At 46.0% G+C, this 21,443-nt stretch carries 20 protein-coding genes; 7 read left to right on the plus strand and 13 right to left on the minus strand.

Annotated elements, in window-relative coordinates; translation table 11 throughout:
* Nucleotides 1–327 precede the first annotated feature (327 nt).
* Together BUA17_RS28305 and BUA17_RS28310 are read left to right on the plus strand one after the other, a co-directional pair.
* Nucleotides 328–1,209, plus strand: coding sequence for a GNAT family N-acetyltransferase (locus BUA17_RS28305; protein WP_072735698.1), 882 nt, complete (start codon nt 328–330; stop codon nt 1,207–1,209).
* A gap of 183 nt (nt 1,210–1,392) precedes the next feature.
* Nucleotides 1,393–3,258, plus strand: a complete 1,866-nt coding sequence (locus BUA17_RS28310; RefSeq protein ID WP_072735699.1) for a leucine-rich repeat domain-containing protein — start codon at nt 1,393–1,395, stop codon at nt 3,256–3,258.
* 109 nt (nt 3,259–3,367) lie between these two features.
* Here the strand turns inward: BUA17_RS28310 and BUA17_RS28315 are convergent, their stop codons facing one another.
* A complete protein-coding gene (locus BUA17_RS28315; RefSeq protein WP_072735700.1) occupies nt 3,368–3,949 on the minus strand; it encodes a TetR/AcrR family transcriptional regulator in 582 nt (193 codons plus the stop codon).
* Between the two features lie 148 nt (nt 3,950–4,097).
* Between BUA17_RS28315 and BUA17_RS28320 the strand changes: the two genes are divergently transcribed.
* Nucleotides 4,098–5,036 (plus strand): ketopantoate reductase family protein, encoded by a 939-nt coding sequence (locus BUA17_RS28320; protein WP_072735701.1) that lies wholly within the window; start codon nt 4,098–4,100, stop codon nt 5,034–5,036.
* A gap of 194 nt (nt 5,037–5,230) precedes the next feature.
* On the opposite strand, the gene rlmD is transcribed toward BUA17_RS28320, so the two are convergent.
* On the minus strand, nt 5,231–6,925 hold the full coding sequence (rlmD, locus tag BUA17_RS28325; protein WP_244552242.1) for a 23S rRNA (uracil(1939)-C(5))-methyltransferase RlmD: 1,695 nt from the start codon (nt 6,923–6,925) through the stop codon (nt 5,231–5,233).
* 141 nt (nt 6,926–7,066) lie between these two features.
* Nucleotides 7,067–7,948, minus strand: a complete 882-nt coding sequence (locus BUA17_RS28330) for a diacylglycerol kinase (RefSeq protein ID WP_063568189.1) — start codon at nt 7,946–7,948, stop codon at nt 7,067–7,069.
* Nucleotides 7,949–8,559: 611 nt separating this feature from the next.
* On the opposite strand from BUA17_RS28330, the gene BUA17_RS28335 reads away from it, so the two are divergent.
* Nucleotides 8,560–9,276 carry an NPP1 family protein gene (locus BUA17_RS28335; RefSeq protein WP_072735702.1) on the plus strand — a complete coding sequence of 239 codons (717 nt, stop codon included), beginning with the start codon at nt 8,560–8,562 and terminating at the stop codon, nt 9,274–9,276.
* 67 nt (nt 9,277–9,343) lie between these two features.
* On the opposite strand, the gene BUA17_RS28340 is transcribed toward BUA17_RS28335, so the two are convergent.
* Complete coding sequence (locus BUA17_RS28340; RefSeq protein ID WP_063568191.1) at nt 9,344–9,760, minus strand: DUF4395 domain-containing protein; 417 nt, start codon at nt 9,758–9,760, stop codon at nt 9,344–9,346.
* Between the two features lie 89 nt (nt 9,761–9,849).
* Nucleotides 9,850–10,773: a ketopantoate reductase family protein gene (locus BUA17_RS28345; protein WP_072735703.1), complete on the minus strand. Its 924-nt coding sequence runs from the start codon at nt 10,771–10,773 to the stop codon at nt 9,850–9,852.
* Nucleotides 10,774–10,941: 168 nt separating this feature from the next.
* Here BUA17_RS28345 and BUA17_RS28350 point away from each other — a divergent pair, with 168 nt between their 5' ends.
* Nucleotides 10,942–11,502: a TetR/AcrR family transcriptional regulator gene (locus tag BUA17_RS28350; RefSeq protein ID WP_072735704.1), complete on the plus strand. Its 561-nt coding sequence runs from the start codon at nt 10,942–10,944 to the stop codon at nt 11,500–11,502.
* A gap of 2 nt (nt 11,503–11,504) precedes the next feature.
* On the opposite strand, the gene bioC is transcribed toward BUA17_RS28350, so the two are convergent.
* The 8 genes from bioC to BUA17_RS28390 form a co-directional block, all read right to left on the minus strand.
* Nucleotides 11,505–12,368: a malonyl-ACP O-methyltransferase BioC gene (gene bioC, locus BUA17_RS28355; RefSeq protein WP_072735705.1), complete on the minus strand. Its 864-nt coding sequence runs from the start codon at nt 12,366–12,368 to the stop codon at nt 11,505–11,507.
* Entirely contained in the window at nt 12,349–13,146 is a 798-nt protein-coding gene (locus BUA17_RS28360; protein ID WP_072735706.1) for an alpha/beta hydrolase, read from the minus strand. The genes bioC and BUA17_RS28360 overlap by 20 nt, the downstream gene beginning before the upstream one ends.
* Nucleotides 13,143–14,321 (minus strand): 8-amino-7-oxononanoate synthase, encoded by a 1,179-nt coding sequence (gene bioF / locus BUA17_RS28365; RefSeq protein ID WP_083584896.1) that lies wholly within the window; start codon nt 14,319–14,321, stop codon nt 13,143–13,145. Before bioF ends, BUA17_RS28360 begins: the two co-directional genes overlap by 4 nt.
* 13 nt (nt 14,322–14,334) lie before the next feature.
* Nucleotides 14,335–15,333, minus strand: a complete 999-nt coding sequence (gene bioB, locus BUA17_RS28370; RefSeq protein WP_244552243.1) for a biotin synthase BioB — start codon at nt 15,331–15,333, stop codon at nt 14,335–14,337.
* Nucleotides 15,314–16,069 carry a dethiobiotin synthase gene (bioD, locus tag BUA17_RS28375; RefSeq protein WP_072735709.1) on the minus strand — a complete coding sequence of 252 codons (756 nt, stop codon included), beginning with the start codon at nt 16,067–16,069 and terminating at the stop codon, nt 15,314–15,316. Before bioD ends, bioB begins: the two co-directional genes overlap by 20 nt.
* Complete coding sequence (bioA, locus tag BUA17_RS28380; RefSeq protein ID WP_072735710.1) at nt 16,066–17,424, minus strand: adenosylmethionine--8-amino-7-oxononanoate transaminase; 1,359 nt, start codon at nt 17,422–17,424, stop codon at nt 16,066–16,068. The genes bioD and bioA overlap by 4 nt, the downstream gene beginning before the upstream one ends.
* A 330-nt stretch (nt 17,425–17,754) precedes the next feature.
* The gene (locus tag BUA17_RS28385) at nt 17,755–18,534 is read right to left on the minus strand and encodes a sirohydrochlorin chelatase (RefSeq protein ID WP_072735711.1); all 780 of its coding nucleotides are present in this window, start codon (nt 18,532–18,534) and stop codon (nt 17,755–17,757) included.
* Nucleotides 18,535–18,536: 2 nt separating this feature from the next.
* Nucleotides 18,537–18,827, minus strand: coding sequence for a YerC/YecD family TrpR-related protein (locus tag BUA17_RS28390; RefSeq protein WP_017690665.1), 291 nt, complete (start codon nt 18,825–18,827; stop codon nt 18,537–18,539).
* 449 nt (nt 18,828–19,276) lie between these two features.
* Here BUA17_RS28390 and BUA17_RS28395 point away from each other — a divergent pair, with 449 nt between their 5' ends.
* Together BUA17_RS28395 and BUA17_RS28400 are read left to right on the plus strand one after the other, a co-directional pair.
* Entirely contained in the window at nt 19,277–19,909 is a 633-nt protein-coding gene (locus BUA17_RS28395) for a hypothetical protein (RefSeq protein WP_083584897.1), read from the plus strand.
* 177 nt (nt 19,910–20,086) lie between these two features.
* Nucleotides 20,087–21,178, plus strand: a complete 1,092-nt coding sequence (locus tag BUA17_RS28400) for a DNA alkylation repair protein (protein ID WP_072735712.1) — start codon at nt 20,087–20,089, stop codon at nt 21,176–21,178.
* Nucleotides 21,179–21,443: the final 265 nt, after the last annotated feature.

Below are 21,443 nucleotides of genomic sequence, written 5' to 3' on the forward strand. Positions count from 1 at the left end.
TGACCAGCCTCCTTTCACCCCAGATAATACCACTTCATGAAAGAGAATTCTTACTCCAAATTAAAGGGGAATCTTAGTTTTTTACAGAACTCTACCAAGTCTGATACGGGTATGGACATCCTCTTCGTTCCGCTGATCAGGCCGCGGCAGATAAATTCGTCGCAGCACTCACAACAGATCCCCTCTTCAGTACTTTGAATTATCACCACTCAACGATATTGGTATCCCAGCTTTCCGTGAATTCGATGCTTGATATACCAGTTTAAGTACTGGATAATACCATTAATATACAGACAGTCACTTTTGAGGATTAAGGGGGAACATACAATGCAAGAACTTATATTTAAGAAGGATTATAGAAACAATGAAGCACTTCGAACAAGTTTCTTCGAACTTGCTGCTAACACTTTTCATTTAAAATTTGAAAATTGGTACCAACAAGGGTGTTGGGGAGAACGATACATACCTTTTTCATTTGTGGATGGAGATCAGGTTATTGCCAATGTTTCCGTTAACATCCTTGAGTTCATCATTCACGGGGAGAAGAAAAAAGCGATTCAAATCGGCACAGTGATGACACACCCTGATTATCGGGGGAAAGGACTTTCTGCACGTTTAATGAATAAAGTTTTAGAGGAATACGAGAACAAGTACGATTACATGTACCTTTTTGCCAATGAATCGGTGCTTGATTTTTACCCCAAGTTTGGGTTCAAGCCTGTGGAAGAACATATATTTTCAATAGATTTTACGGCAAAAAAATCATCGGAGCCTGCCAACATTCAGAAACTCGATGTTACTAACACGGAGGATTTACGCCTTATCCAGAAATTTGCATCCGAAAGATTACCTGTTTCGCAGCATTTTGCAACTGATCATGTCCAGGGCATATTTATGTTTTACTGTCTGAATGTTTTTAGTGATGATATTTATTACTTGGAAAATGAAAACGTCATCGTTATTTATCAGAAAGAAGACAATCATATTGAGCTCTTCGACGTTGTTAGCTTAAACGAAATGAATATGAAAGATATCTTGGATAAGATTGCAGATGAAGATACGGAGAAAGTAACCTTTCATTTCACTCCAGATGCAGCAGATTATATCGTTCTAAAAAGTACAATCACCAATGACGGCTTATTTGTAAGAACCCATGGTGAACATCTCTACCCTGTGCAAGTTAAACATCCGATTACTTCGATCGCTTAACGATTTATTTAATAATGCTTACCACCAGCCATACTTAAAAAGATCAAAAAGGAGCAGGATTTCCCTGCTCCTTCGCTATGTGAAACTTCTTTCTCTCATCAAACGTAAATTCACAAGGTATAATGAAGTCAGATGACCGTTCAGCATGATCTTATGACCATCATAATGAAGGAGGGGACATTCGTGGCGTTTATCCCGTTAAACTGTCCCAATTGCAACGGAAGAATTGAATACAAAGAAGGTGAGATTTTAAAGTGTCCCTATTGTGAAACAGAGCTTTTATTGAAGCAAAATCATGTCTATTACGTAGACCAGACCATTAATCATTACCACGGAACGCCCCCTAAAGCACCGCTGAAGCAGACCGTCTCCGTAAAGCTAATGCTGATACTGATGTTAGTCCTAACTGGCGCGATCGGTACTTATTTTTATTATAGCAACAGCTCCACCTATCTAAAAACAGAAGCCAATCTGCCTGTGCGAAAGATGCCCGAAAGCGAGGTTCTGCTCTCCTTTTTGCGAGATATCTTCGATAAAGGGTCCGCCTTGCCGACAGAGGAGGAACTGGCTCGTCTTCGCTATTTAACCGTAGAGCATTCGGAGAATGATCAGTGGAAGTTTACATATAGCCTCTCTGATCCCTTCAGCGATGAACAGGCCGAGAAGATCACTTATATTACTCAGGACAAGAAACTGAATAGCCAGGAGATCGATCAGCGAGATTTTGAAGCTTTTAAGGGACTGACGGCATTGGACCTGACGAATACCTATGAAATCTCCCAGACGGACCAAACCACTTTGGCCCATATGCCCGGATTAAAAAGTTATGGAGGCGCTTTTAACGAATCCTTTAGTACATTTTCGGGCTACTTTGGCGACAAGTCTAAAATTACGGAAATTTCCACTCAGCTTCGCAGCAATCAGGAATTGGCTATGCTGCTGGAATTTCCTAATCTGAGCTCGTTATCCATTACCTATGTGGATGAATCCGTAACGGATTTCTTTCTATTGAACAAGCTGCCGCTCAAGTCCCTGTCGCTCACCTTTGTCGATGAACTCGGATGGTTGTCGTCCATGACCGGGCTGACCTCCCTGTCCATCAATTACAGTGAAGCCACAGACCTACAGCCGCTATACGCCTTGACCCAGCTTCAGGAGCTTCGGCTGTCCTTCTTAACGAATGTAAAGTCCATCGACTTTGTACAAAATATGCCTGCTCTACAAACGCTTGATCTCGAAAACGTAAACTTTTCTAGCCTGGAGCGCTTGGCCGGCAAGGCCTCCATTACTAAACTACGCCTGGCTTCTCTAAGTCAGCTTGGCTCGGTAAAGACCATAAACAGTCTGTCTTCACTGCGGGAATTAACGTTGTCCGGTTACTACGAGAAAGCAGAAGCGCTGACATTGCCAAATGTAGTGCGGGTGGAAGTCCCAGGCTCCTTTCTCCCGGGGCTAAAGGCGCCCGCCGCAACCAGCCTGACGCTCCAGGGCGGAAGCGGGGAATTAAACTTGGCTACGCTGGGGAAATTCCCGAAACTGGAGCAACTCTCCCTTTGGGAGATCAGTGAAATAACCCATCTTGGCGCCCTGGACGCTTTGCCTCGTTTAGAGACTCTGAACATTTACGACTCTTCACTATATAAGGAGAGCGATGCTTTATTTCGTTTGAAGCAGGTGAAATCTTTGGTGTGCTCCGAGTGTAGGCTGAACTTTGAACAAAAGGCGGCCGCGGAGAACAGCGTGCTTGAACATTTGACCTTAGAGCAGCCATATTTCAGCATAAACAACACCTCTGTTACTGAGGTTGACCAAATGATGCCTTACTTTGCCAAAATGACCGCTCTACGTTCCTTCACTCTGCAAGACAGCAATTTGGCTTCTCTCAAATTTATGAGTAACTGGCAGGCCATAGAAAATCTTCATCTCGAGAACAATGCCATTTCCAATATAGAGACCCTAAGCCAGCTGCCTGATCTGCAAAAGGTATATCTATCCGGTAATTCCGTACAAAACAAATCCGTACTTGGTACGGGTGTGCATGTGTATTAGACTACTATAATTAATGGATGATATTGAAACAAAGACAAGAAGGGGTTCGAGAATTATGTATAAATTCTCGAACCCCTTCTGTTTATGTTTAGCTTTCTAACCATCATCGCTACACTCCAGAACGCTGCGGATTGACCGTGCCAAAGATATGATACGGTGTTATCCCCTTTGAAAATAGACTATCGATCAGCTTGATCAATTCTTCCGACGATAGATCTTTGTCTCTGTGTATCCAAAGGCGAAACATAGATATTAATGTTGATATGTAAAACTCGATGATATACGGTGCCAAGACATCATCTGTTGGAAAATCCACAATCAATCGCTCAAAGGGAATTTCTCTTTTCAAGCGTTCCACAAAATGAACAGAACCATAGTCGCCCAATATAGCTTTAAGAACTGAAATTTCCTCTGCATTTTCCAAGCATTGAAGTGCATCTTGGATAGTATGTGTAGAAAACTCTCTGCCTGCCATTTCCTCCTTAATGGATTTCAAAACACGCTCTTCAACGCAGTCCAACAACTCATAGATATCTGTAAAGTATTGATAAAATGTACTCCGATTATATCCTGATTGTTTAGCAATCTCTTGAATGGATATCTTTTCGATTGGTTTTCGGCAATATAAATCACAGAATACATTTATGAATGTCTGCCTTGTTTTGTCCGTAATTTCAGGTTGCTTATTCATGATTGACCTCCATTTTCTGTTCAATTGATTATACGACAGATATTAAAAATCTGATGGTTGATGACCGTATAGTGAATCTATACAATAACATTATACAACACGTTGTTGGATCATTAACAAGGATGAATATGGATATTAGGAGGCTAAGATGAGAATTTTATTTTTCGGTAGAGGTGTAATATCGACCCAATACGCTTGGGCTTTAGAGAAGGCAGGGCATACCGTTGAGTTTTACGTTAGAAAAGGGAGAAAAGAAAAGTTCGGAAGTCATATAGCGCTTGAAATGTGGGACGCACGAAAAGGGAAACAATTCATCCAAGAAAGCTGGAAAATCAAGCTGCATGAGGAGATAAGCCCAAATTACGATCTCATTATTGCGAGTGTCAACACAGAGCAACTTCCCGAAGCAGCAAAATTACTTTCGACTACTGCGGGTAACACCCTTATCCTAATATTCAATAATATTTGGAAGGATTTAAAATCATCAATCTTGCCCCTGTCTATGAACAATGTTGTCTTTGGGTTCCCAGGAGCAGGAGGCGGCATTGAGGACAATAAGCTTAGGGGCGGCTTTTTAAAAATGATATTTCTGGAAAAACCACGGGTAGGCACGGAACAGATAAACAACAAGGTCAGAGAACTATTTGAAGGCGCCCATTTTAAAATCAATTGGATCAAGGATATGCAAAGCTGGTTATGGAATCACTATGCCATGAATGCGGCGATGGAGACCGAGGTGTTAAAACGGGGAAGTTTCCCAGCAATCTTGAATCATAGTGACTCATTCACAAATGTCGGCAAGAGTATGCGGGAAATGAAGCCTGTTCTTAAAGCAAGAGGCGCAAAGATGGACGCGATTACTCTACTGTTGACCAAGATCCCACCGGCACTTATCGGCACGCTGTTTAACAAGGTCATTTTTGCAAAGGGCAGCTTACCACGACTTTTCATTGAATACAATAATAGTACATCCAATTTTGCAGTACTTGAAGTTGTGAGAGAAGCCAAAAAGTTAGGTATACCTTTGCCACGTCTTACCTCGGCATTAGAAAACACTGAACAACACACAAGTATCGAAAACGGATAAACTGGAAAACTTCATATTGTTCAGACCAAGATCAACTCTACTAATGATTATATAAAACTATCATCCGTCGAACGGAAGCCTCATCAAATACCCTTCGCTGAATGAATGACTTCGGTTAAAACAATTATAGCCCGAGCTTTAGAAGCCTCGGGCAAATTAGCTATATTAAAACAGGTAAATGTAGCTTCAAAACACTACACCCTAACCAACATCGCTACACTCTCCACATGCACCGTGTGCGGGAACATGTCCACCGGCGTTACCTCAACCGTGCGATAGCCACCATCCTCCAGCACACGAAGATCTCGTGCCAACGTGCTGGGATTACAGCTCACATACACCACACGCTCAGGCTTCATCTCCAGAATCGTATCCAGCAAACGTGGATCGCAACCTTTACGCGGCGGATCAACAACGATGACGTCGGCTTCAATGCCTTGTTCTTTCCAGCGTGGAATAACGTCCTCGGAAGCACCCACTTCGAACTTCACGTTCTTCATGTCGTTCAACACCGCATTGCTGCGAGCATCTTCAATTGCTTCGGGTACAATCTCTACCCCGTACACCTGATCGGCATGTTGCGCGAGGAAAAGAGAAATCGTACCGATGCCGCAATAGGCATCAATGACAGTCTCTTTACCACTCAGTCCTGCGTACTCTACCGTCTTCCCATAAAGTACTTCCGTCTGCACCGGATTCACCTGGTAGAACGAACGCGCTGAGATCGCAAACTGAACATCACCGATATAATCATAAATTACATCACGGCCCCACAGGACGCGGGTTTCATCGCCAAATATAACATTGGTCTGCTTTTTGTTAACGTTCTGGCAAATGCTCGCCACATGCGGGATCGCTTCACGGATACTACCGATCCATGCATCCTTGTGTGGAATGTCGCGGCCATTGGTGACCAGAACAAGCATCATCTCGCCTGTACGGAATGCCTTCTTCACGACCACATGACGCAGCAGACCGCGACCTGTTTCTTCGTTATATGCGCTAATGCCAAGATGGCTGCCTAGCTCCTTGACCTTGGCTACCACTTCGTCATTGTGCTCATGCTGAATAAGGCAGGTCTCCATGTCGATGATCCGATGACTTCCTTTGGCGTAAAAACCACCCACTAAGCCTCCATCGGCTGCACCGATAGGCACTTGTGCCTTGTTGCGATAGCGCCATGGCTCGTCCATGCCCATCGTTGGCAGTACACGGATACCTTGCGTTGTGTCATCTTCGATCATGACACCTTCCATGCGAAGGCGAATACGATTGCTGCCGTTCATTTGTTCTTCAGTAGAAGTTTGTTCAGTTTGGATTGCCTGCTCATCATCCTCCACCAACACATTCAGCTTACCGATCCGCTGCAAATTGTCCACCACCAGCTGGCGTTTCCACGCAAGCTGTCCAGCGTAGCTCATATGCTGGATCTGGCATCCGCCGCATTGATCGTAGATCGGGCAAGGCGCGGATACACGATCCGGGCTGGCCTTCACAATCTCCAGCAGTTTGGCGTAGCCGTACTGCTTCTTGGTTTTCATCACTCTCACGCGTACGGTTTCGCCCGGAAGCGCACCTTGCACGAAGAGCGTGTATCCATTAGCACGGCCGACACCTTCACCGTCATGGTTCATGCCGATGATATCGATGACGGTCTCTTCATTTTTACTAACAGGAAGTCCTTCAATTGGTGCAGATTCACGTTCCCGTCCCTTTGGACGAACGGCAGAAAGAGATGCGCCTTGTGGCCGCACCTCTTTCCCTTGCTGACGTGTAGATGGACGAGATGATTTGCTCGGCTGACGGGATGCTGAAGCATTCCCTTGCCCCTGAGAGGTAGCCGAATTCCGGCGGTTTTTTCCACGACCGCTGCGGTTCGTATTAGACAACGTACATTCACTTCTTTCTTCATATATGTTCATCCCTTGTTCAAGGGAGATTCCATTCATTTTCAGGCACCATGAGATTATACGTGATCCCACTGCCCACGGCAACAGGAAATCACATTTTCTCTCCGATCCATACTACGCTTAACGATACAACATCAGGTGATGACGCAGGTTTTTGAATGTCGCAGGCAATGTGCCGCCCAACTCGCCATCCAGGTTCAACTGCACATAGCCCGGCGACGTTACTTCCATATAATCCGTTTGGAAATGAACGACCTTCTTGTCGTTCAGATGTTCACCACGCAGCGCAAGGGTTACGAGGCGAATCATGTCAGCCAGATTACATTTGCGGACACCAATCACATCGAACAGACCATCATCAATGGTCGCACCCGGAGCTAGCTTCTCGAAGCCCCCGACGGAGTTTGTATTGGCAATGAGGAACAGCATGAATTCATCATGAATTTCTTCCTGACCCGCGGCACGGATAACCAATTCCTGCGGAGACAGGCTCGCCATTTTCTCAATACCCTTCATATAATAGGCCAGTTGCCCAATCATCGTTTTCAGACGGCTTGGCACCTCATAGGTCAGTTCGGTTAACGAACCCCCGCCCGCAATATTGATAAAATATTTATCATTCGCCTTGCCCAGATCGAGCGGACGAAGCTGCTGGTTAATGACCAGATCCACGTAATCTTCCCACTGCCTCGGAATACCGAGCGCACGCGCAAAATCATTCGTCGTTCCCAAAGGAAATACACCCAGCGGAGGACGATTCTCCCGCTCGGCCATGCCGTTAATGACTTCATACAACGTACCGTCGCCCCCAGCGGCAATAATCATGTCATATCCGCGTTCAATCGCCAGCTCCGCTTCCCGGGTTGCATCTCCCTCACCCGTTGTTGCGTGACACGAGGCCTCGATACCACCTTGATCCAAACGCTGCAAAATATCTGCCAGACGTTTCTTCATTTCTTCCCGGCCTGAGGTCGGATTATATATCAAGCGAGCTTTTTTCATCTCATACGCCACCTATTCCACATTATCCATGAGTCTGAACGACCTCATATTCTTACTATCTGAGAGTGACCGTAGTCGGGCATCATTTTACACAATGACTCACGTCCGTTAATCCTGCCCCAACACTTTTCTCTACTTATATATATGCATAAGGAATTCCGTCTCATTCCAAAGCCTTTATGTACTATCATATCATCAAATGTGAAGATGTCCTAGCCTGTGATACATAAGTAATTATTTTCATATCTATTATAACAAAATTTTACATCTGGATAACAATAAAGATAAAACCTTAAGAATTATCCTACTCCAGCAATGACGAGCATGCTCTCTGTTCACTTCCGAACTTGTCTATCCTTTACAAAATAAACCTCTAGCACTCCTCTTGAATCTAATCCTATGGATTTCCTGTAATTTATAACCATCCATCACCATTCTGCCCGCTTGGGCCGGAAATAGTCTAATACCCTCTCAAATCATGAGGACAACATATCCTGCAGAAAATTTACAAAAACCAGAACGAGATTACAAATAAAGTAAAACCTTTTCCAATATAGTCTTAGTGCATCCTCAACACATTCCAATATCATACCCATGAAGGAGATCACCGAATGAAAAAACTCGTATTATTGCTTATGGTTTCGCTCTTGGCCTGTATTCCCTTTGTCACAGACGTTGAAGCGGCAGTCATTAACCATGATCAGGTTGTCGGATTCCAGGAAGTAACTCCCGTCACAGTCACGCAAATAACAGCCAAGCGTTTCCAACCCTACTTAAAAGTCTACCATGGATGTGTTCCATTCCCCGCCGTGGATCAACAGGGTAATACCAATGCAGGCTTGCAAACCTCCGGTTCCCCTAATGGAAATTGCAGCTCAAGCAGAGGCCAAGTGTACTCCCGTTCGGCATGGCATAATGGCGTATGGGCTATTATGTACGCATGGTACTTCCCGAAAGACTCCCCTTCCTCCGGTCTCGGCCATCGTCATGACTGGGAAGGTATCGTTGTATGGGTAGACAATCCCGCAGCACAAAATCCTCAAATCCTCTCCATCGCCTATTCAGGACATGGGCAGTTCACGAATGTTGCACCAAGTAACACGAACCTGAACGGTACGAATCCTTTGATTAGTTACAACAGTACTTGGCCTCTAAACCATGAGCTTGGCGTTACTGGAACCGTCGGTGGAATGCAGCCTTTGATCGGCTGGGATGATCTGACGTCTGCGGCACGCGATGCACTGAATACAACCGATTTTGGCAGTGCTAATGTTCCGTTGAACGACAGCAATTTTACAAACAGTTTAAACAAGGCCTGGTTTAGATAAAAAAAGTAAAATCCCCTTCAAGTAGACTCAGAACTTGGAGGGGATTGTTTTTGCAACTACATATAGTTTAGAAGCCAATCTTTCTGCCAGCACGGAGCTGTTTATACCAAAAATATACGGTGCAGCCCACACAGTAACCGAGCAATGCGGCACTTGCAGCGAGGAGAAGCATCGACGAGAAAATATAACCTGCTACCTGCCAACCAAGGCCGAATGAGACAAGTGCCAGCGTGAGAAACAATACGGCCAGAACATTGTTGAAGCGTTGCAGTTCCACTGCCTGTGTCTCTGTCCCTTTTCCAGTTAACACGGCCTTCCCAATCTGCACAAACAGATTAAGCTTGCCTCCGGATGCCAGACCGACAACTTGAATGATCCATAACGCTCCCAGAATTAACGGTTGATTGAACAGAAATGACAGGACAACAAATAGCACAATCCCGATCTGGTTCGCTTTGACATAGCGCATAGGCACTTCCCGCATCTGCATATCTCCTTATCCCCATTTTATTAGTTGGCTTAATTGTAGTCTGTAAATGAAGTAAGAGCAATAGGAAGTTGCTTTGATCATGCTTATAAGAGGGAATAGTCCCTTTTCAAGATCTCCCAATGCGGTGTTGGTACACCAGTAGCCTTTTTCCAATCGGTAAATGCATCATTTAACGCCTCGATCTCCCCAAAGGAACCGGCAACCAGTTTATAGATCGGAAGCATACTATACATCTTCAACAGAAGATAAAACATCCGTTGATGTTTGCGAATCAGTTTCGCCTGAATCTCCGGTATAATCGTTATGCCCATAGCCTCAAGCACGCTAAAGCCCTCACTCATCGCCCCAATCATATGCTGGAGTTGCTTCCTGTTCCCGTCCACCTTGATCATCTCACGCTTCTCATTAAAGCTCACCGCATTAAGCATCAGAATGGGCACAATATGGCTTTTCAGCCAGGCATCGATATCGTCCAGGTAATTCAACTTGTATTTCGTCTTCTCAAAAGCTTGATCCAGTATCGATTTAAAGGCAATCTCACCGTCCAGTCCACCAATCACCATTTGCCCGCTTGCTCCACCAATGGATAACATCCGGTCTTCTTGCCGCCGCCCACCGCTGACCTGGAAACCAAACGCTATCCTTTTTTCGACCTTGCTGTTTTCCTCCAAAAAGATTTGCATGCTTCGTGCATCTGCATTGTTACCGACGATCACCAAGTTCCTGCTATGATTGGCTGCCAAAATAGGCAGTACTGATGGAAAATCGTTGTACTTCATAACCACGAAAATAAGATCATATTCATCATTCTCTTCCAACGTTCTTGTTACCCGAACTGGATCAACGGTCGTTTTAAGCTGTAACACATGACGAATGACAACACCATCTCTCTCCAGTTCCTCTGCCCGCTTCCCTCTAGCCAGAAGGGTAACGTCATTTCCCCCACGTACCAGAACCTGCGCCAACTGACTGCCCAGAACGCCTGCGCCATATACTAATATATTCATTAGTTATCCCTCTATTTCAATTTTTTATGGATATTCGTTGTTTTATCAACATTTGTTGATAAAATAAGAGTAACAAAGCATCTGCAACGCTTCAATCGCTAAAATATCCGTTATTGTTGAATAATCAACGAATGGATCCATATTGTTGAAAACATCAAAGGGGGCGCCATGGACAGACGAGTGGTCAAAACAAGAAAAGCCATAACCGATGCCTTTATCGGGTTGTTAGAAGAGCAGGATTTCGAGCAATTTACGATTAATGAGATTGCTGATCGGGCCAATGTGAACCGTGGTACAGTCTATTTGCACTACACGGACAAGTTCGATCTGCTGGATCAAAGCATTGAGACGTATTTGCAGCAGCTGGTGGAGAGCTGTATGGTAGAGAGTCCTACAACGCCCATGACCGTCAAGGAGGCGATGCTCCGAACCTTCTGTTATCTGGAGCAGCACGCCCCTGTTTATACCACGCTATTAACCCAAAAAGGCATTCCTGCTTTTCGAAACCGGCTGATGAAAATCCTGATTCAGGGAGTGGAAGAGCAGGTTGATGCATGCGGCATTCACAAAGGTATCAATCGGGAGATCACTGTTCAATTTCTGGCTTCTGCCGCCGCTGGGCTGCTGGAATGGTGGATCATGAATTCCATGCCATATCCGGCACAGGAGATTGTCGAAGAACTGATGTCTTTGCTAGAGCTTCATCTGATTCTTCCTTCTCAGGTATAGGGTTAATAAGGAGCTACGGATTGAATGAACAGGAGATCATATGTCGCAGTGACTCCTCCCTGCGAGCTGAACATATTCTCGTACTCCTTATACATGTTGGTGAACAAACGTCGTAAACTGTACCCAGGAATCGTTGCTGCTTCTGAAGTGCTGGCTCCCATTCCTTTAACCGAATACAGAAAATCTCTTGCGGAAGCATACTTTTCCATATGAATCGAACGCTCACAATGGAAACTAGAATATCCGGATTCCTGAAGCATGATCTCCCATTGAACAGGTGAATGAAACGAAAGTCCATGTCGCTGTGGTTCCATCCCGATAGCTCGATAAACTTCATTAAATGCCTCATGCATCTCACGAAATGTACCAGGCCCGAAGGTCGTAAATATGAGCAAACCTCCGGGGCGCAGCATTCGCCTCAGGTGACTCAGTGTTTCTTGCGGCGAACTTAGCCATTGAAAACAGGCGTTGGAGACGATGATATCCACTGAGGACTCCGATGCATTTACGGCCCATGTCTCAATATCCGCTTGAAGAAAACGCAAACGATCCGTTGTACAATCCCCTTCACCTGGATGCTGTGCTGATCGGAACCGTTTTGAAGCCACTTCGATCATCTCGGGTGCAATGTCAAGTGCAGTAATATTCGCACTAGGCCATTCATTTACTAGGATTTGAGTCAAAGCCCCTGTGCCACAACCGATTTCGAGAATGCTCGGATCACTTAAGAACCCTTTGTTCTTCCATTCAGCGAGGGATCTTGCTAGCTGATCAGCCATAGAACGCTGAATATGAGCATGTGCATCATAAGAAGTGGCACTACGATTAAATTGGCGTTGAACAACACTACTTCTTCCAATGGTCATGCCACCATCTCCTCCATTCATCAGCGATGTGTACTTCTTTTCCCAAAAAGGGTGCATGCCCGCAGCCTGTTAATGTAATTAACTCTGCTTGAGGTAAATGAGCTGTAAGCTCCAATCCAGCACCGTAAGGACATATCCTATCCTCAGTCCCATGAATAAGAAGAACCGGACAATCGATATTGGGCAATTGAGACAAACATTCCTCGCTTCTCAAAAGCTGAAGACCTGCCAGTAGTGCTTGCGTTGTCCAGCTACCCATATGAGGTAGACATTCAGCAAGACCCGCCTCCCATTCTTGCTCCGTAAACATAATCTTTCGAAAATTGGCTTCAACTGCGTGTTGATCCTTTAAAATCCCTTTGATCATCTGCCTAACGTATGCATCTGCTAAGCCGCGGTCAAACTCTTCTTTTGAGCGGGTAAAACGAGCCGTTGCACCGAACAGCACAAGGCCATCCACGTATCCTTTAGCCGCTAGTCTGAGCGCCAGTAAACCTCCGAGCGACCAACCTGATATCAAAAGCGGACCGTGGGACGCTCTCTCCCTGCAAGCTGATCCTTCAATACATAACATGTCCGTAACTGCTGTTTCAGTTATGCTCAGCATTTCCTCAGGAGAATCCGCAGCACTATAATCCACAGAAATATGGCGAAATTCAGGCAATAACAGGCGAAGACGGTCAAACACCGCATCAGGCATGCTCCATCCCGTTAGCCATAGTATGGTTCCACTTGTCTCCTGCTCAATTTGCAGTGGACTATTATCCAAGGCATTCATAAGCTCAGCACCCCTAACTGCAGCCCGATTTTACAGATTCGTGCACTGGCATCATTCAGTTCCTTAGGGGTATGGTCGGCCGATAAGGAGAAGCGGATTCGCGCTGTGCCATCAGGAACGGTAGGCGGTCGGATGGCAATCCCAGCAATACCGCCTGCTTCAAGTGCCTCACTGAAACGAAGAGCCCTTTCGTTATCACCGACAATTATCGGCACAATAGGGGAGTCCCCGGTCCCAACGTTAAATCCGGCATCACTAAGCGAAGAACGAAATAATTGACTTGCCGAGTAGAGGCGTTCCCGGCGCCAATGATCCGCTTGTACCAAAGTTAACGCTGTTGATATACCAGCTACCAGAGAAGGCGGCAATGCCGTTGAATAGATGAGCGGCCTTGCTTTGTTAACGAGAAAGCGGATTAATGTTCTGCTGCCGCAGACATAAGCTCCATATAAACCGAATGATTTGCTAAACGTCCCCATATGCACATCCACATCATGATGCAGACCAAGCTTAAAGCAAAGTCCTTCACCCCGTTTCCCGTAGATGCCCCCGCTGTGCGCCTCATCCACCATCAGCATTGCCCCGTATTCTTGTTTGAGCGCAACGAGCTCTTCCAAGTGTGCTTGATCACCATCCATTGAAAAGACGGCATCCGTGACAATCAGCTTACGTCGTTTATCCCGATATTTGTTCAATAATAGCTTCAGATGTTCCATATCATTATGCCGATATCGGGCATGTTCCGCGCGGCTCAGCACAATACCGTCCACGATGCTGGCATGGTTTAATTGATCACTAAAAACGACATCACCCCGGCCCACGAGTGCACGAATGACACCAGAATTAGCCATATAACCATTGGCAAAAACAAGCGCGGCTTCACTATGCTGCCAAGTGGCAAGCGCTTCTTCCAGACGACCATAAGGCGGTCGATTCCCAGTAACAAGACGAGATGCGCCCGAGCCTCCTCCTTCGGTAAGAAGCGTCTCGCGAATTGTATCGATGATAGCGGGATGTCGAGCAAGTCCTAGGTAGTCATTGGAGGCCAGGTTGAGGAGCACTCGGCCTCCTCTCCATGTATAACCAGGACAATCTGGAACCGCGGCACTATCACGCAAGTAACGTTCATTGGAGGCATCAGCCAATAACGCAAGTTCTTTTTCCATCCAGTTCATAGTCCGTGCCACCTTAGAGTGCATTTAACTCAATCTCAAAACCCAAATCTTCAATCATTTGATGATCATTCGATATTTCCTGACCTGCTGTCGTTAAATAATCACCTACAAAGAGTGAATTTGCAGCATACAGTGACAAAGGTTGCAATGTACGGAGGTTGATCTCGCGTCCACCCGCAACACGAATCTCTTTAGACGGACAGATGAGCCGAAATAGTGCTAGTACCTTGAGCGCCTTCATAGCCGGTGTGCGTCCTGCTCCTTCCAGAGGGGTTCCCGGTATCGCATTCAGGAAATTAATCGGAATTGAATCTGCATCAAGCTTACGGAGTGCCAAAGCCATCTCGACAATTTCCTGATTACTTTCACCCATACCGATAATGACACCGGAACAGGGGGACATGCCGTATGCTTTTACCTTTTCCACGGTTTCAATTCGCTGGTCATAGGTATGCGTTGTGGTTATCGATGGATAATTGGCCTTGCTTGTGTTCAAGTTGTGATTGTATCGGTGCACACCTGCCTCAGCCAAACGTTCTGCTTGACCGTCCTTCAAGATTCCTAGACACGCACAGATTTTAAGTGGCATCGTTTCACGGATTTCTTTTACCGCTTCTACCACTTGATCCAGCTCCTTATTCGTGGGACCTTTCCCTGAAGCTACAATGCAATAGGTTCCTGCTTTACGCTCCATAGCTTCATGTGCCCCTGCAAGCAACGTTTCTTTGTCGAGCAAGCTGTATTTCTGGATGGGTGCGGTGGATACGATGGATTGTGAGCAATAGCCGCAGTCTTCGGGACAAAAGCCACTTTTGGCGTTGATGATCATATTCAGCTTCACTTTTTTGCCGTAAAAATATTGCCTCACTTGGAAAGCCGCTTGCATTAGCGGCAGTACCTCATCGTCGCTTGCTTCAAGCACGGCAAGTCCTTCTTCCATTGTTAAACATTCGCCATTCAACGCTCGATTCACAAGCGACGACCATTCTAGATTAGTTACCGTTGTTTTCAACTTCATTCCTCCTCCATGGATTGAACTGTAGTGCGTGTCTGATTGGTGTTAACTGGATCTTCTCTCGAATCACCTGGATCAACAATTCCGTATTTAATTCGTCCATCAAGCGGGGAAATCGTCCAAGAAAGGGGATGCCGCAATAACGTTCAATCAGCTCCGCGTTTGTTGTGATGCTGGAATCGTTATAAATCTCGTCAGATTCACCATCGTTAAGAATAAAACCTACGATCGGTACCCCATGCTGCTGCAGGTATGACACTGTAAGAAGTGTATGATTAATCGTACCTAAACCTGTCCGCGCAACGATCAGGGCCGGTGTTCGAAGCTCCGAGATCAAATCTACTACAAGAGAGTCTTCGGTCAGTGGAACAGCGACGCCGCCTGCCCCTTCAATGAGTATCGACTCGTATCGATTTGCCAGTGGCTGACCCGCACTGATAATCTCCTGTAACGTAATATCCACCCCATCCTGCTTGGCAGCGAGCATCGGGGTCAGTGGAGCTTGGAATGTAAATGGCGCCACATCCTCGGCACGCTCATGAATTCCGGTGTATTGCAACAGGCGTTCTGCATCGGTTTCTCCGCTGCCAAGAAGTGCACCGGATTGCACGGGCTTCCAGACGCCTATATTCCGTTTTTCAGCTCGAAGCGCAGCCACAAGAGCCCCTGTAACGATTGTTTTCCCAACCCCTGTGTCCGTACCTGTTACGAATAATCCGCGAATTACATTCATGATTCCAAACCACCTTCGGTGACGTCAAAAATGGATTGCATCAAGATATCAATCATTGCTTCAAGCTCAGCCTCTGTGCTAGCAAGAGGAGGAATGAACACAATAACATTGCCAAGGGGTCTCGTAAGCATGCCAAGCTCTCTGGCCCGCTCCGTTACACGAACGCCGATACGTTCGGCCCAATCGTACGGTTCCCGAGTTGCTTTATCCCGTACAAGCTCAATTCCTAACATCAATCCCTTCTGCCTGATATCACCGACGTGCGGAGAATCTTTAAGTACTGAGAGCTTCTGCTCTACAAAAGCCGCCTTTGCTCTTACACCTTCCACTAGGTTGCGCTCTTCAAATAGTTTCAAGTTAGCCAAAGCAACTGCGCAACCGAGCGGGTTACCTGTGAAGGAATGACCGTGGAAAAATGTTTTTTGCTCCTCATAATCGGCATAAAATGCGCTGTACACCTCATCTGTTGCCAGTGTCGCTGCCACAGGTAAGTAGCCGCCTGTAAGACCTTTGCCTATCACCATCAAATCAGGTGAAACTTCTTCGAGATCACAAGCAAACATAGCACCTGTCCTACCGAAGCCTGTCGCCACCTCATCGGCTATGAACAGTACACCGTATGTACGGCAAAGTGCTGCCATCTCGCGTAGACAGCCCTCTGGCATAATAAGGATACCACTAGCTCCTTGCACAATCGGCTCCACAATAATAGCCGCGATTTCATCTGCACTGGTTTCAAGTACATTACGCAATGCGGTTAACGTAGCTTCCATGGCTTCCCGCTCGCCGTCCTCATGTCGATAAATGTAAGGATATGGAATGACATGAGTAGGAAATAGCATGGGACGGAACACATCATGGTACAACGGAATTGCACCGACACTCACCGCACCAATCGTATCTCCGTGATAGGCTTGATTCATCGTGATAAACTTCGTTTTACCGGTTTCTCCTCGGTTCTTCCAGTATTGAAACGCCATTTTCACTGCGATCTCAACACCCGTTGCGCCCGAATCGGAATAAAATACTTTATTTAATCCCTCTGGGGAAATCTCTACTAGTTTCTCAGCAAGTTCAATAGCTGGCACATTAGCCATTCCGAGTAACGTAGAATGTGCAACACGTTCCAACTGATCCGTTATGGCTTGGTTCAGCTCGGGTATGTTATGTCCGTGAACATTAAGCCAAACCGAGGAGAAGCCATCATAATAAGCACGTCCCTGGACGTCATAGAGCATGACGCCTTCGCCTCGTTCAATGATGAGAGGATCAGAGTTATTGTAATCTTTCATCTGCGTAAAAGGGTTCCATAAATGGGCCTTATTTATAGCTGCAAGCCGTTCATAATGTGTCACAAGATATCACCTTCCTTTAGAGTATTTCAATTGTTAACCAAAATTATTTTCAAGGTTAACAATTGAATGTTGACATCTTATCAGACAAAAACTTTCCTGTAAAGATAATCATTTCTGAGTTAAAACCCTCACCTCCACTCTGTATGAACGGATTGAACCCGGAACTTCGGCTCGTAAAGGGTTTGGCCTAATACAAAAAAACACGCCTGATTCGGCGTGTTTTGTCTAAAATACATATAAAAACAAAAAAACGGCATCTCTGCCGTTTGTGTTTAAGCTATTGTTAGAGATAACGGGAATAATCGCCAGCAGCGACTTGTTTTCCCTGAATTAAAACCTAACCTTATTACATCTTTCCAGTAAAAGTTGAATTTGGCGCTCCAGCCACTTTCCTAATAAAGGATGTGGAAGCAGTGTCTCACCACTATACGCGTAATCCAGTTCCTTCAGCCGGCCCGGGATCGCCTTCATGGTGAAATAACCGGCACTCAAAAACAGCGGCGCCACAATAACCCGGCTCCCCCGCTCTTCACTCCAGTATTTCGCCTTGTCGTACACACTATCCGGATTTAGCAGCGCATAATCGGTATGAGCAACACCGCTTACTTCCTGCACCCGCTGTGCGAGTGAAGAAATGCCCGCTTCCCAGCGCTGACGGAATCCATCGTGAATACTCCCATGTCCGACTAACAGAATCGTCTCCTGTTCTGGTTGCTGCGACAGGGCCTTTACCTTGTCCCAGACCATAACCGCAATATCCGGGTCGTTATCCACAGGATAACCGAAGTGAATTTGTGCATTCACCTCGAAGGGTTCCAGATCAGTCTCACGCTCCGGAGCGTCTTTGGCACCGATGGCATACTCAATCTCATCCACATGTGTACTACCGGACGAAACAAACAGAGGTACGACCAATATATCGGTTACGTCCTGTGCTTCCAGTCGGTTGATACCGTCCTGGATCAGGCGTCCCTCCACAAGCTCAAGAAACCCGGCTTCAACGGGCAAGGGTTTAGGCAGATTCAACCGGGAGACCGCGTCATCGACGGATTCTACCCAGGTCTTCTCCTGTGAACCGTGACTAATGATGAGTACACCCGGTTTCTTCATCCTTAACGTCCCAGGCGTTCCAGCGTCATTTTATAACCGTCATTACCGTAGTTCAGGCAGCGTTTTACACGAGAGATCGTGGCTGTACTTGCACCTGTCTCAGCTTCAATCTGGTTATAGGTATTTCCTTTGCCAAGCATACGCGCTACTTCTAGCCGCTGGGACATGGATTGAATCTCGTTTACCGTGCAGAGGTCATCAAAAAACACATAACACTCTTCAATATCTTTCAGAGTCAAAATAGCCTCAAATAATTGTTCAATGCTTTTATCATTTAGCTTTTTCAGCTGCATTTCATCATCATCCCCTAGCGGTTACTGTGTACCTTCATTGTACCCAGCCTGAGTTGGTATTTCAAGCGTTAACGATTTCACGCACTACAGAATAAAAATACATGTTACCGCTTTCATATAGCATTAATGTCCTCCCTGCGCGCACAATCCCCCTCTATTTCACGATTTATCCCCTTTTTCTGCATATATTTCCGATTAATTATGTAGGAATTATTATGTTTAAAATGTGACAAATTTGTGTCCAAAACATATAATTCTACTGCGAACCTATCATACTCTCCTGCGCCCAAATCCGCAAATATCCCGTTTTACGGGATACTCGCCTACGCCGTCTCTCCGCTAATGACATACAGTATAGCAAAAGGGAGTTCCAACTCGGTCTGTTATGCACGTCCAGCAGCTGAAGGAACGCAATTCCGAAATCCAACATAGAAGGAACGTGATAGTTCATGCCACAGCATTATTATCACCGCCAGCCCGCTCCACGGCAGCGTCCGGCTTCCCATACGCAACGGCAGGCCCATACTACTGCCTATATGCCGCCACGGGCATTGAATGAAGCTCAGGTTCCACCCATGTATCCTGGAGTAGAGCCTTACTACCCTCAATTCCAAGAGGTTGAAGCATCCGGACTTGTGCCTTATAGTCCAGGTGGTCCCGGGGGACCCGGTGGAAACTTTTTCGGCGGGGGAGCTCCTGTTGCTCCCCCTGTTCCGGTGGAAGCGCCTGCGTCTTCCTCAGGCTTTTCCCTGGCCAACATCGGAGAACTGAAAGGAATGATCGACCGCTTCGGTGGAATTGATGGCATCATGAGTGGAATCGGCAAAATGCAAAAGGTCGTTGGCGGCTTCCAGCAGATGGCACCCATGATGAAACTGGTGATGGGGATTCTGCCTTTTGGAAAAGGAAAAAAGGGAAGCAGTGTTGCGGATAAAGATTATGAAGAGTATTCGCCACCTCGCTCACGCAAACGCCGAAAAAAAACGACCTCTGCTCCGCGCAAACGGAACACGAATAGTAAAACTGGCCGGAATAAATCCAATTCTATCAAACGTCGTCCCAAAAAAAGCAAAAAGCTCTAACTCTTTTCCCAGGCGCCCTCTTACATAAGGGGGTGCCTTAATCCACTTCCATCTTATTCTCCCCTTCAATCCACTCATTCTTTCATATAAGAGAATATTCACAACCTTTTCTTAAGAACCTATGTTCTTATTCCCGTGAATTGAGGTATACTGTGTTATAGATAAAGGAGGCGGATTATGGAACTGTTTAAAGACAAATATACTCCCGCATTAATCGACCGGACAGGAGAAAGGTTACACCAATTCTACCCCAAGTTGGACAAGCAGCAATTTCGTGAACTTGTATTTGCCGAAGGCTGGGGAGAGCTGGAATTCAAAGCTCGTATCCGCCGCATTACGTCGGCATTGACCGAAGTTCTCCCTGACAACTATGAAGAGGCATTACACGTGATTGAACAGGCAGCACCACAGATGCGAGGGGTCGAGTATTTGTTCGTTCCTGATTTTATTGAAGTCAACGGACTTGCGCCGGAAAACTACGAACTATCCATGAAGTACTTGACCCTCTTCACACCTTATTCCAGTTCCGAGTTCGCGGTACGCCCGTTTATTGAACGCTACCCGATCGAAACGATGAAACGCATGATGGAATGGACGGGAAGTCCCAACGAACATATACGCAGGCTTGCCAGTGAAGGCAGCCGTCCACGTCTTCCATGGGGTTCCAAACTTCGGGAATTCATCACCGATCCAACACCAGTACTTCCCATTCTGCATGAATTGAAGCAGGACGAGTCCCTGTATGTCCGGAAAAGTGTAGCCAATCACCTGAACGACATCTCGAAAGACCATCCAGAGCTGGTCCTGGATTTGGCCTCAAGCTGGTACGGACAACATGAACATACGGACTGGATCGTTCGTCATGCAAGCCGCTCATTACTGAAAAAGGGACATCCGAAGGCGCTGAGTCTCTTTGGTTATGTCGAGCAGGATGCGACACATATCGAGCATCTTCAGCTTGCAAGAGATACCGTGGCCATCGGGGAAGATCTTCATTTTTCCTTTGATGTCGTTAATGAAAGTGGTCAGTCACAGATGCTGCGAATCGAATATGAAATCGGATATATGAAAGCAAATGGCAAGCAGGCACCCAAGCGGTTCAAATGCTCTGACAAAACCTTCCCTACCGGAAGAACCAAGGTTGCAACGAAGCAATCGTTCAAAGTCATTACGACGAGAAAGCATTACGCTGGTTTGCATACGCTAACGATTGTCGTTAATGGACAACCTACAGCTACAGCCACATTTGTATTGGAGCAAACAGAGTAACCTGCGAAGGGCCAGTAGCCATCCAACTTATCATAAAAAGGTAGCAAGGTTCTTTTATGATATAAATCCCATGTTAAAATTCAGCTCATAGCATCCATTCCTTGAGAAATTCCCCAAGGCGTCTTCAGTACTGAAGATGCCTATTACTTTTTCCATCCTGTTCGTAACAGCCAAATTCCCCCTCAAATAAAGTTATGCACATGATGCTTCTTCATTTATTTTATCCACATGTGGACATCTATTCCGAAAATGAATCTATATGTAC

Origin of the sequence: Paenibacillus sp. ov031, from assembly GCF_900143165.1 — a bacterium.
Classification (GTDB): Bacteria; Bacillota; Bacilli; order Paenibacillales; family Paenibacillaceae; genus Paenibacillus; species Paenibacillus marchantiae.